15 protein-coding genes are annotated in these 18,852 nt (G+C 35.8%); 8 read left to right on the forward strand and 7 right to left on the reverse strand.

Features of this window, described 5'->3' with window-relative positions; all coding sequences use genetic code 11:
• Nucleotides 1–90 precede the first annotated feature (90 nt).
• The 7 genes from ACN4EE_RS17415 (at nt 91) to ACN4EE_RS17445 (ending at nt 11,554) form a co-directional block, all read left to right on the forward strand.
• Nucleotides 91–309: a hypothetical protein gene (locus ACN4EE_RS17415; protein WP_431707738.1), complete on the forward strand. Its 219-nt coding sequence runs from the start codon at nt 91–93 to the stop codon at nt 307–309.
• Nucleotides 299–619: a hypothetical protein gene (locus tag ACN4EE_RS17420; protein ID WP_431707739.1), complete on the forward strand. Its 321-nt coding sequence runs from the start codon at nt 299–301 to the stop codon at nt 617–619. The genes ACN4EE_RS17415 and ACN4EE_RS17420 overlap by 11 nt, the downstream gene beginning before the upstream one ends.
• Nucleotides 620–1,163: 544 nt before the next feature.
• Nucleotides 1,164–6,605, forward strand: a complete 5,442-nt coding sequence (locus ACN4EE_RS17425; RefSeq protein ID WP_431707740.1) for a putative Ig domain-containing protein — start codon at nt 1,164–1,166, stop codon at nt 6,603–6,605.
• Nucleotides 6,606–6,637: 32 nt separating this feature from the next.
• Nucleotides 6,638–6,805, forward strand: a complete 168-nt coding sequence (locus tag ACN4EE_RS17430; RefSeq protein WP_431707741.1) for a hypothetical protein — start codon at nt 6,638–6,640, stop codon at nt 6,803–6,805.
• Nucleotides 6,806–7,326: 521 nt separating this feature from the next.
• Nucleotides 7,327–9,573: a ribonuclease R family protein gene (locus ACN4EE_RS17435; protein ID WP_431707742.1), complete on the forward strand. Its 2,247-nt coding sequence runs from the start codon at nt 7,327–7,329 to the stop codon at nt 9,571–9,573.
• 167 nt (nt 9,574–9,740) lie between these two features.
• A complete protein-coding gene (locus ACN4EE_RS17440) occupies nt 9,741–9,887 on the forward strand; it encodes a DUF4351 domain-containing protein (RefSeq protein WP_431707743.1) in 147 nt (48 codons plus the stop codon).
• A 242-nt stretch (nt 9,888–10,129) separates the two neighbouring features.
• On the forward strand, nt 10,130–11,554 hold the full coding sequence (locus ACN4EE_RS17445; RefSeq protein WP_431707744.1) for a sensor histidine kinase: 1,425 nt from the start codon (nt 10,130–10,132) through the stop codon (nt 11,552–11,554).
• A gap of 125 nt (nt 11,555–11,679) precedes the next feature.
• On the opposite strand, the gene ACN4EE_RS17450 is transcribed toward ACN4EE_RS17445, so the two are convergent.
• Nucleotides 11,680–12,510: a carbohydrate ABC transporter permease gene (locus tag ACN4EE_RS17450; protein WP_431707745.1), complete on the reverse strand. Its 831-nt coding sequence runs from the start codon at nt 12,508–12,510 to the stop codon at nt 11,680–11,682.
• Between the two features lie 115 nt (nt 12,511–12,625).
• Here ACN4EE_RS17450 and ylqF point away from each other — a divergent pair, with 115 nt between their 5' ends.
• Complete coding sequence (gene ylqF / locus ACN4EE_RS17455) at nt 12,626–13,468, forward strand: ribosome biogenesis GTPase YlqF (RefSeq protein ID WP_431707746.1); 843 nt, start codon at nt 12,626–12,628, stop codon at nt 13,466–13,468.
• A 149-nt stretch (nt 13,469–13,617) separates the two neighbouring features.
• On the opposite strand, the gene petG is transcribed toward ylqF, so the two are convergent.
• The 6 genes from petG to ACN4EE_RS17485 form a co-directional block, all read right to left on the reverse strand.
• Nucleotides 13,618–13,734 carry a cytochrome b6-f complex subunit V gene (petG, locus tag ACN4EE_RS17460; protein ID WP_431707747.1) on the reverse strand — a complete coding sequence of 39 codons (117 nt, stop codon included), beginning with the start codon at nt 13,732–13,734 and terminating at the stop codon, nt 13,618–13,620.
• A gap of 365 nt (nt 13,735–14,099) precedes the next feature.
• The gene (locus ACN4EE_RS17465; RefSeq protein WP_431707748.1) at nt 14,100–15,347 is read right to left on the reverse strand and encodes a D-alanyl-D-alanine carboxypeptidase; all 1,248 of its coding nucleotides are present in this window, start codon (nt 15,345–15,347) and stop codon (nt 14,100–14,102) included.
• A gap of 66 nt (nt 15,348–15,413) precedes the next feature.
• Nucleotides 15,414–16,442, reverse strand: a complete 1,029-nt coding sequence (gene pstS / locus ACN4EE_RS17470) for a phosphate ABC transporter substrate-binding protein PstS (protein WP_431707749.1) — start codon at nt 16,440–16,442, stop codon at nt 15,414–15,416.
• A gap of 273 nt (nt 16,443–16,715) precedes the next feature.
• Entirely contained in the window at nt 16,716–17,213 is a 498-nt protein-coding gene (locus ACN4EE_RS17475; RefSeq protein WP_431707750.1) for a hypothetical protein, read from the reverse strand.
• Nucleotides 17,214–17,614: 401 nt separating this feature from the next.
• The gene (locus ACN4EE_RS17480; RefSeq protein WP_431707751.1) at nt 17,615–18,229 is read right to left on the reverse strand and encodes a DedA family protein; all 615 of its coding nucleotides are present in this window, start codon (nt 18,227–18,229) and stop codon (nt 17,615–17,617) included.
• A 405-nt stretch (nt 18,230–18,634) separates the two neighbouring features.
• On the reverse strand, nt 18,635–18,852 hold a 218-nt coding region (locus ACN4EE_RS17485; RefSeq protein WP_431707752.1), incomplete at its 5' end, for a type II toxin-antitoxin system VapC family toxin.

An 18,852-nucleotide genomic window follows, 5' to 3' on the forward strand; every position in this document is an offset into this window, starting at 1 on the left:
AGGGATATTTTCAGGTATTTTCTCTAAGGTTATTTTTCCTTGATGATAAGTTCCTTCAATAGTTTTTAACATAATTTATCCTCTTATCTTTTGTTTATTATATTTAATTTTAATCTCATCTTGTCTCGATCGAACCCCCTATCCTGTCATTGCGAGGTACGAAGCAATCTCCAAACTCGATCGAACCCTCCCCCCGTCATTGCGAGGCACGAAGCAATCCCTAAAATCGATCGAACCCTCCCCCGTCATTGCGAGGTAACGAAGCAATCCCTCAAAACTCGATCGAACTTCCCTGTCATTGCGAGGTAACGAAGCAATCTCCAAAATCGATCGAACTTCCCTGTCATTGCGAGGTAACGAAGCAATCTCCAAAATCGATCGAACCCTATCCTGTCATTGCGAGGTAACGAAGCAATCCCTAAAATCGATCGAACTCAGGTATCCTGTCATTGCGAGGCACGAAGCAATCCCTAAAATCGATCGAACCCCCTATCCTGTCATTGCGAGGTACGAAGCAATCTCCAAACTCGATCGAACTCCCCTATCCTGTCATTGCGAGGTGACGAAGCAATCTCATCTTTCTAGTTATGAAAATTGCACCTTCTTGAAAAATTGTTAACTTTTATTACAGAAACAAACTTTTTTCTTGAGGTCAAAATACTATGTAAGAGTACATATTTTGCTGATTAAGCAAAGGAAATTCGGGTGAATTATGAATGCCCATAAAACCCATAACCTCCCATTAAAAGTGAACTTGCCTTGTATCACTGAGTCTTCGCTTCTTTTGTCGGGGGGGAGTAATACACTATTGGCGATTCTCTCCATATATCGTCAGTGTTTGCCCAGAATAACTAAAACTGTTCAAATCAGAGGTGCGATCGAATCTCAAAGAGCTACTAACCAATATCCTTGCCTTTGTGTTTTAAGTATTTCTATAACCCCTTCACCATTAAAACCGAAATCAATCACTCACAAGGGAAAAAACTCATTTCTAACTACGAGGGAAGAATCTCAAACCCTAAACTTTTGGGAAAGATACCTAAACTCCATAAATCACGAACGATCGCCCCCATAAATCAATAAATCAATTAATCAATTGAAGTAAAAATAAATAGAAATATAGCTCAACAAGTAAAAACCAAATTAGTAATTAAATTCATGTCATGAACAACTTCACATTATACGATCCAAATAATGACTCACCATTATCTCTACTAAATCAAATTATTTCAAGCATAGATGGAATTGAAATTAATGCAAATAGTGTTAATTTCATTGGAAATGAACAGTCAACCTCTTTTTTCGATGCCATTAACTTTGGACAAGGAATTACTTTAAATCAAACAGGGATTTTATTAACCAGTGGTAATGGTACTCCTCCTTTACTAAATACTGAAAGTGCATACAGTGTGGACTTAGGATTTCCAGGTGATTCTCAGTTGACAGCAATTGTTCAAAATGCTTTCGGAGGGGCTGGTGAAACATTTGATAGCAGTGTTTTAGAATTTTCTTTCACTCGTACTAATTCATCTGTTAATTCTATTCTTATTGATATAATCTTCGGTTCAGAGGAATTTCCTAATTTTATTAACTCCTCTTTTGTAGATATTGGTGCAGTCATTGTCAATGATAGAAATTATGCTTTGATTGATGGAGATTTGAACAAACCTTTAAGTGTTATTAGTGCTACAGTAGAAGATGGTCGTTTTACTGATAACACTAATGGTATTCTGCCTATTGAATATAACGGCATCACACAAAGATTGGTGATCCCAATTCCTCTTGAAGAGGGAGTGGATGACTATAGCGTAAGGATTGGTATTGCGGACACTGGGGATGGAATTTATGATTCTGGCTTATTTGTTTCTAATTTTCGTACAAGTACAACTAATATAGGAGAAGTTCCTTTAACAGTGGTAGAAGCACCAAGTCTTCCGTTTCAAATAGATCATGGTTTTCTTGAGCTTTTGTCAAAAGTATTAGTTTATGAAGATTGGGCATCTGACCCTTTAAAATACGAATTAGAACTCCAAAACTCACAATACAATACCCAAAATTTATCTTACACACTAAACAAAGTTTGGGATGATAAGAGTACTGGATTTTATGCGATTGGACTTACAGCAGAGAATGCTCCTCCTATTTTGGTCATCAGAGGTACTGGTGATCCACTTGATTTTTTAGATGATGCTAACCCTAGCGGAATTGGCTTTACTCAATTTAATAATAATCGAGATGTTAATAATCCAGATGGAATCTTTCAATGGTTAATTAGTCAAGATCGTAACTTTGCACCTTACATAACAGGTCATAGTCTAGGAGGTGCTTTATCTCAGTGGTTTGCTTCTTATATCACCGACGTAACAGATGATTTACCTTTGGGAGAAGTTGTCACTTTTAACTCACCTGGCATATCGCCATCCATTAATTTTCAAGGAAATAATTACGGTACAAGTTTATTTCAATTAAGTGAAGTTGATGGAGTTACTCACTATGTAACTTCTGCGGATATTGTTAGTCTTGCTGGATTAACTTATATTCCTGGTGATGTAAGATTTTTTGATTATTCTGCTTTACCCAATATATTGAATTTATTTCCTTCTACTCATCTCACACCCATTTTAGGTTTGGGAGAAGACAAAATTTCTGATGGAACTTTAAGTTCAATTCCTTTTTCTTTCCTAAACTCTCCCTTATTTAACTATAGTAGTGATTTAGATCATGTAATTCTTCAATTCGCAATTTCTAAATTTTTCGTTCCATTAGGATCAACAATCGCAGCTAGTTTAAGTTCTAGATTTGGTACAGAGACTTTACGTACAACGACTGGGCTTTTAATCGATCTTGCGGACTTTTTAGCTAATTTGGGACAAGACGGTCTTGAAATACTACAATCAGCGGTTATTGCCATCGGTAATGGGGGAGCTGCGGCATTGGAGGCGATCGCAGACTGGGGAATCGATGCTTTCGAGGCGGTGAGTTCTTGGACTGCTGATACATGGAATAAAGCAAGTTCTTGGACTGGAAACACTTGGAGTGCCACGGTTGATTTTACCGTTGATAATTGGAACACTGTGACAGAGGCACTAAAAGATGTTGCATTTGAGGCAGGTAAGTTTGTTATTAACAAAACTTTGGATTATTTTCTTCCAAACTTGTCTCCTTTATTGCCTTTTCAAGTTTTTTCACAGACATTAAGTGAAACCACTGCAATGGGTGTTGGGGCTGAAAATACGAACAGCACAGTAATCGAAGTAAGTATTAATATCTCCCAACCAAGCGAAGATGTTATTTCCTTAGATTATGCTACTGTCAATGGCTCTGCTATTGAGGGAGAAGATTATGTGGCTAGTAGTGGTACAATCACTTTTCAACCGGGTGAAACGGAAAAATTAATTCCCATTGAAGTGCTTGGTTTGGATACTTGGCAAGAAGGAAAAACTCTTAGTGTTCAATTAAGTAATCCCCTTAATGTTCTTCTCCTTTTAGATGACCAAATTACAGTTACGATTAACCCTAATAACGCACCTATTTTATTAAATCCCATTGAAAATCAAGAGGGTGCTATTAATGAGTTTCTCGACTTTCAAATCCCTGATGACACTTTTGCTGATCAAGATCAGGAATTAGGTGATACCTTAACCTATAGTGCAACTCTCGCAGATGGTATTGATCTTCCTTCTTGGCTTATCTTTGATCCCATTAATTTAATTTTTAGCGGTTTACCAAAAAATATTAATATTGACAATTTAGCTGTCATTGTTACGGCAACAGATGAAGCTCAAGAGTCAGTGAGTGCAGAATTTATCTTAAATATTATTGTGCCTGAAGAAAATCTAGTTTTACCTGCTGGGGTAAATACTGCAACTTTATTTGAAGATAATGAAGGCAATAATGCGTTTCAGGGTAGTACAGCACCTGATGTTTATAATTTAACTCCCGGAAGTTCTAATGTTATTCAAGGTACACTAGAGCAACTAAATCAAGATATTGTCTTTAACTTTGAGTCTAATGACGTAATTTTAGTTAAAAATGTTCAGTTTACGGCTAATCAATTAATTGTTACTCTCGGTTCAGCTATTTTAGAAATTGATAGTGATGGTAATGGAGAAACCGATGCAACTATTATTTTAGAAGGTGATTACAGTAATGGCGTTTTTATGGTTGAAACATTGTTAAATGATACAAAGATTGTGTTTAATACGCCTCCTACGGGAGTAAATTTAACTTCTATCATTACGGAATTACAAGAAAATACAGCTATTGGTGAGGGTATTAAAGTGGCAGATATTGCCATTGTGGATGATGCTTTAGGTGATAATCTTTTATCCCTAACGGGTGCAGATGCTGATAGTTTTGAAATTCGAGGTAATGAGTTATTCTACATCGATGAATCACCTAATTTTGAAAGTAAAAATCAATATGAAGTGACACTAAATGTGCAAGATTTAAGTTTAGGAGAAGATGTTTTTGCTAGTAGTGATTTCACTTTAACTATCTTAGATGTTAATGAAAGCTCAAGTATTACATCGGTCAATGTTTTTACCCTTCCTGAAAATACCACGACAGTAGCTACTATTACGGCTACCGATCCTGATGTAGGGGATGTTTTAACCTATAGTATTACAGGAGGAGCAGATGCAGATTTATTTGAGATTAACTCCGAAACGGGAGCGTTAAGTTTCAAAGAAGCACCAGATTTTGAAAATCCCTTAGATGATGGTGGCAATAACATTTATGATCTGGAAGTAACGGTAACAGATCAAGGAGATTTAACCGCTCAACAGTCGATCGAAGTTACGGTAACAGATGTGAATGAAGCACCCACTGCAGTTAACCTTAGCAATACTATTACAGAATTAGCCGAAAATACTGAAGTAGGTACTGGTATCAAAGTCGCTGATATTACTATTATCGATGATGCTTTAGGCACGAATGAGCTTTCCTTAACAGGTGTCGATGTTGATAGTTTTGAAATTATTGGTACAGAATTATTCTATATCGGTGAATCTCCTGATTTTGAAACCAAAAATCAATATCAAGTCACCGTAAATGTGGATGATGATACCGTAGGAGATACTCCTGATGCTACCGTCAATTTTACTTTAGCCATCACCGATGTCAATGAAGCCCCCATCGTCAATCAACCTATTGCAGATCAAACTGCACAAGAAGCGAATGTTTTTAGTTTGATAATTCCAGAGGATACCTTTATTGATCCAGAAGCAGATACTTTGTTTTATAGTGCCTCTCTTGAGGATGGTACTACTCCTTTACCTAGTTGGTTAAATTTTGATATTGAAACCTTAACTTTCAGTGGCACTCCTAGCAGTGATGATGTAGGAAATTTAACTGTTGGGGTATTTGCTAATGATGGTTTTCTGACAACTTTTGAGCTTTTTACTATCTCGATCGAACCCATGCCCAACAATCCACCTACCATTACTTCACCGAATACTTTTACTATCCCTGAAAATAGCAACATTGTAGGCAATATTACTGCCACTGATCCTAATGAGGGAGATGTTTTAACCTATAGTATTACAGGAGGAGTAGATGCAACTTTCTTTGATATTAACCCCGAAACGGGAGCGTTAAGTTTCAAAGAAGCACCAGATTTTGAAAATCCTTTAGATGATGGTGGTAATAACATTTATGTTCTGGAGGTAACGGTAACAGATCAAGGAGATTTAACCGCTCGACAGTCGATCGAAGTTACGGTAACAAATGTAAATGAAGTCGCCTTCGATGGACGAGTAATCGTTTATGCTTCCTCTTTTTCTGATGGTGAAATTATCATCCCCCCCAATCCTGATACTGCCTCAAGATTTATTGGCGACGATCGAAATAACATTTTTGAACCTAGCACGGCTTCTGACTATTTCGATCTTACCTCTGGAGGTGCTAATACCATTCAAGGTACATTATCCCAATTAAACGGCGATATTATCGAAGGGTTCGATCGAACTGATAAAATTATCATTCAAGGTAGCGTATTTAGTGCAGATCAACTTCAAGTCACCTTTAGTTCAGCTATTTTAGAAATTGACAGCAATAACGATGGTAACACTGATGCTACCATTACCCTCGAAGGAGATTTCAGCAATGCCTTATTTATCGTCAATCAAGGGGAAAATAGTACAGAAATTAGTTATGATATTCTGAATACTTCGATTAATCGTTTTCGCCATCAAGATACAGTAGGAGGGTATTTGTTCGCAGGAGAAGAAGAAAGCCAAAGCATCCGAGACAATTACCCCAACTTTATAGAGGAAGGATTCGCCTTTAAAGTAGCTACACAGGGAGGAGATAGTTTAATGAGGATTAATCGCTTCCAAAATCAAGACATTCCCGGTGCTTATTTATTTGCAGGAGAGGAAGAAAGTCAAAGTATTCGAGACAATTACCCTATGTTTGTGGAAGAAGGTATTGCCTTTTATGCAGCCGCCCCCGGTAGCAGTACAGGGGAATCTATCTATCGTTTCCAAAGTTTAATTAATCCGGGTAGTTATATTTTTGTCGGGGAGACAGAAAGACAAAGTATCTTTGAAAATTACTCACACGCTTTTGTAGAGGAGGGCATTGCCTTTGAATTATTGGCTTAATCTTTGGTAGAATATATTAGATTTTGATGATTTTGGGTTACACTTCGTTAACCCAACCTACGGGATTAGGTTCGATCGCTAAAAGCTGCACTGCTCGATCGAACCTCCCTCCCCCCGTCATTGCGAGGAAACGAAGCAATCCCCCTACAATCGATCGAACTCCCCTATCCTGTCATTGCGAGGCACGAAGCAATCCCTAAAATCGATCGAAAATCATTTGTACAAAAGCTCTAAATAGGATATATTAAGAAATTGAGTATAAAATTAGTCGGTCAAGTGAAGTACTGGAGGTTGTTTCAAAAACTAGACAAAAAACATAGTTTTGTTGCCTTAATATCTTAACTTATTGCCTCTAGCCATCAACACTATTTAAAGATAGATGAATCAATTAATTCAGCATAACCCACCATCATCGGTAAATCTTCTTATGCTTTGAACTTTGAATGACTATTTTAGAAAGACGATTATTTTTCACGGAAGCAAAACTCGTTTTTCACAGGTTATCTCAAAGTAATTTTTATCTGAATCTCCATCTTTCTTTATTGCTATCTATGAAGACTAAATTTTATACTCACAGTTTATATTGTTTCCCTAAAACTTAAACAAATTTTTGGCAAAGTTAATACACTCCTTTGAGGTGAAGCAATTACAAGTTAGTCAAAAATGAAAGGGAAACTACTCAGCAACAACGTTATTATTCATAATTGAAAGGATAGAGTAAATGGAGTTTTCAATCGCTACAATACTTTCTCATCTTAGTGTCGATAAACTTGTACCGGGGAAAGTACTAGAAAAAAAATTAGGTTGTGAAGAACCTGAAGAACTCGAAAAACTACAAATCGCCCTCGATGTCTTAGAAAAGATAGGAGTCGTTACTAAAGAGTTTGGGAAATATCGCCGAGTAATGGAAGAAGACGTAGTAGAGGCGAAGTTACGTTGCTCCAGTAAAGGCTTCTGTTTCGCCATTCAAGATGAAGAAGATGCCGACGATATTTATATTCGAGAAACTCACCTTAGTAATGCTTGGAATAGCGATCGAGTCTTAGTTAAAATCATTAAAGAGGGAACTCGTCGTCGCTCTCCTGAAGGGGAAGTGAAATTAATTGTCGAAAGGGCAAATCCTTCGGTTTTAGCCAGAGTAGTGGAAGACAAAGGAGAATATAGCGCCGTACCCCTCGACGATCGACTCTTATTTGAACTAAAATTACAAGAAAATGGACAACCCTTAGAAGAGGCAATTAATCACCTTGTCCATGTTAATGTATTGCGTTATCCTATTGGACAACATCCTCCTTTTGGGAAAGTAATTCGAGTTTTAGGAAGTGATGCGGAAACCGCCGCCGACACCGATATTGTCTCCTCTAAACATGATTTACCTCAAGAATTTTCCGAAAAAGTTTTACAACAGGCAGAAAATTTAACTCCGAATATCACGGAAGCTGATTTACAAAACCGTACTGATTTTCGAGATTTATTAACCATCACCATCGAGCAAGAAATCTCTCAGGAGTTAGATTTATTCATTGAAAACGCTATCACTCTCCAAAAAACTGAGGATAATCGTTGGTGTTTAGGGGTTCATCTTGCCGATGTCGCCCATTATGTTGAACCTGAGACTCATCTCGATCGAGAAGCCAGAAAAAGAGGCACAAGTGTTCACTTAGGGGATAAAGTGATTGATTTGTTACCGAAAGCGGTGCAAAAATGTTGCTCATTAGTCACAGGAGAAGATAGACTCACCATTTCTGTCTTACTTACCTTTGATGATAAAGGGCAAGTATTAGAATATAACATAACTCCCTCCGTGATTAGAGTAGATCATTTTTTAACTTACAAAGAAGTACAAACGATGATCGGTTCGGGTACGGCAAAACCTGAATTATCGGATACACTACCTTTATTAAATCATCTTTTCTTTGAATTAGCCCCCCTCGTGAAAGCTCAAAGGTTAAAAAGAGGCGGTTTTGACATCAGTTTAGATAAAATTACTTCCTACTTTAAAGATGAAGGGCGTATCGGTGCCATCGCATCCTATGCGACTTTACCCGTATTGTCTTTAATGACAGAATTAATGGTATTAGTCGGAAAAATTGTAGCCGAACACTTGAACGAATTACAGTTACCTGCGATTTATTGTACCCAAGCCAAACCCGATTGGGATGAGTTAGAAGACTTGTTAAAACTGGTGGCAAATTTACAGTTAGATTTTCAACTAGAGTCAGAGGAGGAGTTACAATCGATCGACTACTATCATTTAATTCAAGAATTTAGCAAATCAGACTACGAAAAAGTTTTACATTATCTCCTGTTAAACTCCCTCAAATCTGATAAATATATTAATCACCCTGCCCCTCATTTTGGTTTAGCTTTACCTATCTATACTCATTGTGTTTCCCCCGGACAAAGATATGTGGACTTACAAATACAAAGAGTACTCAAAGCCCTGTTTGAACATGGGCGCGATCGACGTACTACTCGTTCTAGTCAAGGGGTAGAGTTAGGCAGTAACACTTGTCATGGGCAAATCAACTGGAATGTTTTACCAGCAAATATTCAAGCCAATCTGGAAGCGGATTTACATTCTTTAATCACCCATCTCAACGAAAGGGAAAAAATTGCCCAAGATGCTGAAACTGATTTAGCAGGGTTAAAGAAAGCTGAAAAAATGAAGGATTCAACGGGTAAAGTCTTTAGTGGCTTAATTACGGGGGTACAATCCTACGGCTTCTTTGTACAAATCGAAGATACCTTAGTGGAAGGTTTAGTCCATGTTAGCTCATTAAAAGATGATTGGTATGAGTATCGATCACGCCATACCTGCTTAGTGGGCAGAAAAAACCGTACGGCTTATCGCTTAGGAGATAAAGTAGAAGTGGAGATTAAGAGTGTTGATTATTACCGTCAACAAATCGATTTAGTTACCGTGCGCGGTGGTAGTAGCGCCCTTGATGAAGACTTTGAGGATTAGCTCAATAATGAGGAAATGATGAAAAAGTCGATCGATTACAATAGGAGTCAAGAGTTGGGAAGATTGTGAACAATGTTGTAATTTAGTGTAATGTATAAGTGGCTAGGTGGACGGTGCATTGCCCTATATTATGTTATGACAGAAATAAACGCTAATTATGACGAACCTTGGAAAGAAGCCATCGGGGAGTAATTAATGAAGATTTAAAAACTAAAGTAAAAGCCCTAAATATTGATAATTTAGAAACCTTAGCAGAGGATTTATTTGACATGGATTCGATCGAAGATTTGCAACAATGGCTAAGTAAATTCTAATTTTATTTTTTTTATGAATTTTGATAGTAGCTTGAAATATAGCTACTTTTTTTAGTTCAAAATCGATCGAACCCTTCCTCTATCATCCTATAACCTCGATCGCACTATCGAATTGTTTATGAATTGATGTGGAATTAGATGAGGGGTAATTACCCTTAAAATAGTTCGGTTATAACACTTTAAGAAAATTTATAAGCAGGTTATGATAATTCTGTTCGGAGAAATATTAAGATATTTTAACTATGATTTTGTCTGATTATTTGGGAGTAAAATTAAGTGATGTTTTATTAGAAGAAGATTTTCCATCTTTTTTTGATGGTGATGATAGTCTTGCTCAGAAAAGTATTAACGCTCAAAAATACTGGCATAGTTCGATCAAATCTTTAGAAAAATTATTGAGTGAAACTATTAAACTAGATGAAAATAATCGATCGATCCAAGGGTTAATTATATCTTCTCCTACTCCCATTATTCAGGATATAAAATTAATATCTAATTTAGAAACCGTAGTATTTTCAGGAAAAAATAATAGTCAAATAGCGTTAATGCCTTGTGATAATCAGGAACAGTTTAAACAAATTCCTGCTAGTTCTTTTATTGATGTTTTTTTGGATGTAAATGATAGTTTAAATAGTGAACAATTTTGCTTGGTTTTAACAAATAAATTCTCCTGTATAGTCTTAAAAAGTATTAATAATTATCAAGATAAATTTCAATTTTCTTTTTGTCCAGAAATTATCAAAAAAGTTTGGTTATTACTTAAAACAAGGCTGATTATTAGTGAAAATTATCATACAGAATATGTAGAAGAATTATTTAACAAATTTTATCCCCATATTCCCGATTATAAAATAATTACTAAATTTACCCATTATTTATTACAGTATCTATCTTTAGAGCCGAATCATCGCCCTGAACATAATAGAATATCTCGTCAAAGTAATAGTATTTCTCTGAAAAAAACTCCTTTACCACCCTATCCAGAATTTGAGTTATTACAAGCATTAACTCACGAAATTAGAACCCCTTTAGCTACTATTAAAACTTTGACAAAATTGTTATTAAAAAAGGCAAAAAATACTCCTGAATTAGTTAAACATTTAGAATCGATCGAACAGGAATGTACAGAGCAAATAAATCGTATGGAGTTAATTTTTAGGGCGGCAGAATTAGAGTCAAAAACGGCGGTTAAATGTGCTGTAAAATTAGTACCAATTTCCTTAGAACAAATTTTAAATCAGAGTATTCCCCATTGGAAAAAACAAGCTCAAAGACGCAATATTTTTCTGGATATTGTTGTGCCTCATAAACTCCCTCAAATAGTCAGTGAACCGAGTATGTTAACCCAAATTTTAACGGGGTTAATGGAAAAATTTACTCGAAATTTACCTAGTGGTGGTAACTTTAAAGTGTTAATTTTACCTGCTGGAGATCAATTAAAATTGCAATTTTTTTCTGAGTCTAATATTAATAATGATCCTGAAAAATGTCTAGGCAAATTACTACTTTTTAAACCTAATACGGGAGGATTATTTTTAAGCCATGATGTCACGAAAAATATTTTTCACGCTTTAGGAGGTAAATTTATTATTAAACAAAAACCCGATCGAGGGGAAGTGTTAACCATTTTTTTGCCCTTGGGTAATAACTTTCACATTAATCAATAGACATCTCCAGAAATAAAAAATTAAATCAATTTAGATATTGAAATCGTTAAATTAATATAGTTTATCGTCATTTTCAATCTAGTAAAAATAATTATTGGAGAGATAACGCTTCAAAACCTTAATTCTTATCCTTTGACTCCGCTACTGGCAGCGCTAGGAATGATATATTTTTGCAATAACAAGAATAATACCAGAACAGGGACGATCGAAATAATTGAACCAGCGGCGATGAAGCGCCAATTCAAATCGAGAGAACTAGCTAATCCTGCCACCCCCAAAGGTAGTGTATAATATTCAGGTCGATCGAGAATAATTAGAGGCCATAAAAAATCACTCCATGAACCGATAAAGACAAAAATTGCTAAGGTAATAGTAGCAGGACGCACAGCAGGTAACATAATATGCCACCAGATGCCTAATTCGCTACAGCCATCGATACGGGAGGCTTCTTCCAACTCTTTGGGTACACCTTGAAAGGCTTGTCTTAATAAAAAAATACCAAAAGCGGAGGCAATTTGTGGTAAAATAATGCCCAAATAATTATTTCTTAAACCTAGTTGAACAGCAAAAATATAGAGAGGAATCATGACTATTTGAAAAGGGATCATAATCGTAGCAATGACTAAGGCAAATATGATATTTTTTCCCTTAAAATCTAATCTTGCTAAAGGATAAGCCGCTAACGAACAAAAGAGTAAATTCAAGCCCACTGTTAGAACTGCGGTAATGGTACTATTTAATAAATAACGTCCAAAGGGATAATTTTGCCAAACTAAACTAAAGTTTTCTAAGGTAAATTGTTTTGGAATAAATTGCGGAGGAAATGAAAAAATATCCTCTCCTGCTGATTTAAAAGATGTACTTAATAACCATAATAAAGGGAATAACATTAATAAGGCTATTAATAGTAATAATAAATAAATAAAAATATATTCGATCGAGCTTTTTTTAGTCATTTAAAATAAACTTAATAGTGAATAGTGAATAGTGGGGAGTTTTTAATTGTTAATTGTTAATTGTTAATTGTTAATTCCTCATTCTTAATTCTTAATTCTTAATTTATAATTCATTATGGCATTGATTCAATGGTATCCCGGACATATTAGCAAAGCCGAAAGGCAATTAAAAGAGCAATTAACGAAAGTTGACGTAGTTTTAGAAGTCAGAGACGCAAGAATCCCTCTAGCTTCCCACCATCCCCAAGTGAAAGAATGGATAGGAGAAAAACCTCGTATTTTGGTGTTAAATCGAGAAGATATGATTAGCGATAGTTTACGCAAAGAATGGTATGAGTGGTTTAAAAGTCAAGGGGAAACACCCTTTTTTACTAACGCTAAAGATGGTAAAGGGGTAAAAGCGATTAACAAAGCCTCTCAATCCGCAGGAGTTGCGGTTAATGAACGTCGCCATAAACGAGGTATGTTACCACGCCCTGTGCGCGCGGTGGTAATTGGTTTTCCTAATGTGGGTAAATCAGCATTAATTAATCGTTTATTGAATCGAAAAGTGGTAGCTAGTGCCAGAAAAGCAGGGGTGACACGACAATTACAGTGGGTGAGAATTTCCGATTCGATCGAACTCTTAGATGCTCCCGGTATCATACCATTAAAATTGGAAAATCAGGATGATGCGTTAAAATTAGCGATTTGTGAAGATATTGGCGATGCGGCTTACAATAATCAGGAAGTAGCCCAAAATTTTGTTGATTTATTAGTCAACTTAGGTACAGAAAATGTATTGCTCGATCGATACGGTTTGGATGCACTGGATATGACAGGGGAGGAATTTATCATTAAACTAGCAGAAATTAAGTATAATAACGATCGAGAAAGAGTTGCCCGTCAACTATTACAGGATTTTCGTAAAGGTTATTTAGGGGCAATATCTTTAGAATATCCTCCTGTTAATCATTAGACTTCGAGCCTAAGGAATGATTTTACCTCCCTAAAACAGGCAAGATGCCGGTTTTTCTTCTAGATGTCTATTAAATTAAATGCGTCTTAGCTTACAAATATTCTTATCATAGGACGAATAAATAACTTTCGCCCTATTTTCGATCGAGATTATTCTAAACCGATTTCGCTATTGCGTTTATATTGACGATAGGCGGCAAAAAATAAACCGATAAGGGTAACGGGAATTAAGCCTAAAACAATACCTAGTAATAAGGGTTCAATCATTTATTTTGTCCTGTATATAAATTTATTAACTTATGTGAGATTTTTTCTTGCTTTTTATGCTATCAAAATAGGTGAACAATAGACAATAGGTAATGGGTAATGGGTAAATAGTTGAGTTTTTTTTCAACAATAGTAAATGTAAGTTAGATGCTTATTTGCTAAATATAAGCGAGTGTTAAAGAATTAAGTTAAAATAGAGATGGCGGGAACTTTGTTTCCGTTCACTCCTCACACCATAAACCGCCTTGAGAAAGGCGGATTTCTCTTTAATTGCTAAAACTTACGCACCTCTAACGACATTCTGTCATTCCGAGAGTAGCGAAGGAATCTCAATCCCTTGATTTTTTGGTACAAGTGCGTAACTTCTAATTCCGTTGAGTATCACCGAAGGAAATATCGATCGAACGAGTAGGTAATAATGGTTTAAAAGTCCAGTGTTTTTCTAAAGTGCGCAGTAGAGAATCTTTTTTGCGTCTCAAGTCTTCAATGTCGCTACCGTAGTTGATAACGGCAAAATAAACGTTTTCTCTCTCTCTGGTGGGAATCACCCCCGCAAGGGCGCTAACTACCGACAATGTGCCTGTTTTTGTGGGGATACCATAGGGGATATTACGATATTCGATCGTACCTTTTTTATCCACTCCTGCCACTGGAAATAAATCACTTACATTAATATCGCTACCTTCTAACTGCCTTTCTAAAGCCATAAGCATTCGACAAGAAGCACGGGGAGAAATACGATTATCGACACCTAAACCTGAGCCATTGATGAGTAAAATTTCTTCAGGAGGCACATTAGCAATTTTAGCGGATAATTGTGCGACTTTTGCTCCTCCTCCCATTTGTTGAGCGAGGGATTCAGCTATTTTATTGTTACTGTAAACATTCATCAATCGCAATATTTCCCTTAAGGTGAGGGATTGATGAGTTAACAATAATTGTGGGTTGTTAGGAAGATTATCAACTTTTTTGACTGAACCTTGTATTTCAATGCTCGATCGAGGTGGTTTATTTTTCATCTCCTGATACTGTTTTTCGATGATTGCTGACCAGTTTTTACTATTAAGGCTCTGTTTTAACATTTCTGCTGATTTAATGGGGTTTTCCTGATAATTCATTTGCCAATCCCCTACTACAATCAAATTACCTTGTACCTGATTTATGCCTAATTGTTGTAATTTATTGCCTAATACAATGGCTTCTTCCCATACAAATAAAGGATCACCGCCGTATTCTATGATTAAATCACCTTCTAAAATACCGTTGTTAATTTGTCCTGAAGTGTAAACTTTTGTTAAGAAACGATGCTCTAAACCCCATGTATCGATCGAGGTGATAGTGGTAGCGATTTTGGTTAAGGATGCAGCAGGGGCGGGGATTTTGCCTTGATTATCCGCAAGAATTGCCCAATCAGATTGTATCCAAATCCCTTGTCTTTTTGTATCTAAACCTTGACGAGCAAGGGTTTGTAAATATTCTTCTACTATAGCCTCAACTTGAGAGTCTCCATCGCTGGGAATCTGAAAAATAGAGGCTTCATGCCAAGGAATCACTGGTAAAGTGGGAGGCACAGAAGGAGGAAACAAAAAAGCGAATAATTGAGAGAAAAACATGGAACAGTTAACGATCGACTAGCAATAAGTCTTCATTTTCAACTGTCCATGAACAACTGTCAACTATTAACTGATGGTATTTATCGCCGTCGTTACCCGTTGGATAACGTTATCAGGTAAAGGAATATACCCCAAATCCGCACTGAATCTTTGCCCTCCAGTTTTACTAGCACACCAAGTTAACACTTGTTTTAAGGGTGCAACAATATTAGCGTTAGGATATTTTCTATAAGCCATGATCCAACTAAAGGATACAATCGGATAAGCTCGATCGCCTGTAGGATCAGGTGCAAATGCCCGTAAGTTAGCCGGTAACTGGATTTGAGATAAAGATACAGAGGCATTTTGTAAACTACCCGGTACAAATTTTCCTGCTTTATTTTGTAATTGGGCAGTTTTAAGATTATTTTTCTTAGCAAAACCAAATTCAATATATCCGATGGCACCATCAGTCTGCATAATAGTAGCAGTAACACCTTCATTACCTTTAGCACCGATACCCGTAGGCCACTGAACTGTAGTTCCTTCTCCTACTTTACTTTTCCACTCAGGGTTAATAGCCGCTAAATGTTTTGTGAATACTCCCGTAGTACCAGAACCATCAGAACGATAAATTACTTTAATGGGCTTACTTTTAGGTGAACCAATTTGATTCCAATTAGTAATTTTACCTAAGAAAATATCTGCTAATTGTTGACGAGTCAGTTTAATGGTAGTGACATCTTTATTGTTAAAAGCGAGAACAACACTTCCTGCTGTGACGGGTAAAAGTACAACGCCACGGGAAACCTTAGCAATATCTTCATCTGTCATGGCAACATCACTAGCACCAAAGTCCACGGTATTACCCATAAATTGCTTAATCCCGGCACCACTACCAACGGATTGATAGTTAACTTGTACATTTCTGTTGATTTTATTGTACTCTACGAACCAACGTTGAAATAAAGGAGCAGGAAAACTTGCCCCTGCACCATTGATTCTCACGGCTTGAGCGGAGGCGGATTCAAAGGGGAGTTGACTAGCGATGACGCTACCCGATAAACCTGCTAATCCGTATAAAAAATCCCGTCTTCTAATGTTAAAGTCAGTCATTCGATCGATTACCTTATCAAATTATTTACAGCTTAAATTCTAAAACAATTAGAGCTTTTTTAAACATATTTAATAAGGGAAATTTTTATTTTTATTTTTATTAGGACAATTAGACAGATTTCTTATTTTCTATGTGTTCTAGGATACTTAGTTATTATTTTTAGGTTAATTTTTAGTTAAGAAAAGGTTAAATAAAAAGTAAATTGATAATTATAAAAAAGACAAAAGATTGACAAAAAGAGTTTTTAATTTTAAATTCCTAATTCCTAATTCTTACTGATAGGTTTCCATACTTTCTAATTTAAAACCCCTTAACATAGTTTTACCTTTATTAACCATAGACTCATCTCCTTCAATAATTAGTAGATATTTTCCTGCTTTGACACGATTAAGAAAGGGTATGGTATCGCCACTATTTTCCAAAAAACCGCTACCACCCACAAAAAAGCTACCCATAGCGCCACCGATCGAGCCTAAAATACCTCCTATGATATGATTGAAGGGTTCACCTGCCCAACCGAAAGTATCGATAGTAGTAATGGCATCAAAGGTATAACCCCCAAAAAAACCGAAGGGAATTAGCCAGTAAGCCATTCTGAGAGCATTTTTGCGTCCTTGCGCACTTCGATCGAGAAAGGTAAAATCAGAGACATTTTTATAGCCTTTGCCGACAATGGATAATTGATTGAGAGAGATTCCGCCCTTTTCTAAGATAGTATAGGCTTCTTCTGCTTGAATTCGATCGGACAATACTGCAATTAAATAATTCATTTTATATAGTTAAGTTAGTTTGTATTTAATTTTACTGATGAGGGTAGAGAAAAGGGAAAAGGGAAGAGGAAAGAGAGAATAGCTTAGACTTGCGATGATTTTCAAGAATTAAGAGAAAATATAAGTTAAATGCGTCTTAGCTTAATAGTGAATAGACTTCTCCAATAATTATTTTTACCCGATTAAAAATGACGATAAACTATATTAGTTTAACGATTTCAATATCTAAATTGATTTAATTTTTCATTTCTGGAGATGTCTAATAGTTTTTATCAAAAATTTAAAGTTCAATTTATTGAACGTGATCTTATTAGACGTGTAATTCATTACACGCTGAGTAATTGATTCACCTCCTATAACCACTTCTTACTTCTTAATTCTCAATTCTTAATTCTTCATTCCTAACTGGGATTTTTTTGAAAGGATTTAATCACCAAAGGAATGGTAATCCATCCTATGACGACTAATAAAGCAATAACACCAAACTGAGCAATAATACTAATTAATTGTTCTAAAGGGATAATTCTACCAACAAAGTAGGATAAAGTGATGATAATACAACCCCATATAGTAGCACCCATAAAGTTATAAAACAAAAATTTCGGATAAGGCATTTCCACAATTCCAGCGATCGGACCGGCAAAAATACGCAATAATGTGATAAAACGCCCAAAAAATACGGCTTTAGCGGCATTGTCTGCAAACTTGGTTTTGGCTTTAAATACCTCCTCATCTGGCACACGGAAAAAACGAGACAGTTTTAATAACAAATTCCAACCGCCGATTCTTCCTAACCAATAACCACAATTATCTCCCGTCACTGCACCAGCAATGGCTGTCAGTAAAACTAACCAATACTTTAATTCTCCACTACCTGCTAAAAATCCGCCGACAATAGTAATGGTTTCTCCCGGAATCGGTATTCCTGTATTTTCGATCGCAATCCCAGCAAATACCGCCCAATAACCATAATTACGAGCTAATTCTTGAATTTGTTCGAGTGAAAAAAACTCCATGAGACAGATATTTCCTGATTTATTACCAATACTTAATATAATAGGACGTTTCTTCCAATCCTATTATGCTAAATCAATTTTTTATTTGGCTCTCTTACTTTCAGTATGATAAATTATGTCTAAAAAAAGGTGTCAGGTATCAGGTGGCAGATGTTAGGTTAAATTAAAACTGTAAATTGATAATATTGGCATTTTTAAAATCATAAATCTATTATATATCAATACTTTTAACAATTATTTATTACTAAAATATCATAACTACCGTAGAAGAGCCTTTTATTTTAACTTTTTTCATCCCTTAGAGATTCGATCGAACTTCCCCCCAAAAACTCGATCGCCAAAAGTGACAAAGTTTGATCGCCAAGGGCGGCGCTGCGTGATCGAACTTTCATAAAACTAAAGGATTTACCATTTTAAATTAACCGAATATTGATTAAAAATACTATCCTTACTAATTAAAATAGCATTTTCACAATTAGCTTGAGCGATCAAAATTCTGTCAAAAGGGTCTTTATGATAAAGAGGTAAATTATCTAAATATAAAACATGATTATTGAAAATAGATAATAGCTGAAAATTATTTTCTCTTACTTGGCTTTTAACAATCTCATCAAGAGATAATT

This window comes from Geminocystis sp. CENA526, assembly GCF_050753365.1.
In the GTDB taxonomy this organism is placed as follows: Bacteria; Cyanobacteriota; Cyanobacteriia; order Cyanobacteriales; family Cyanobacteriaceae; genus Geminocystis.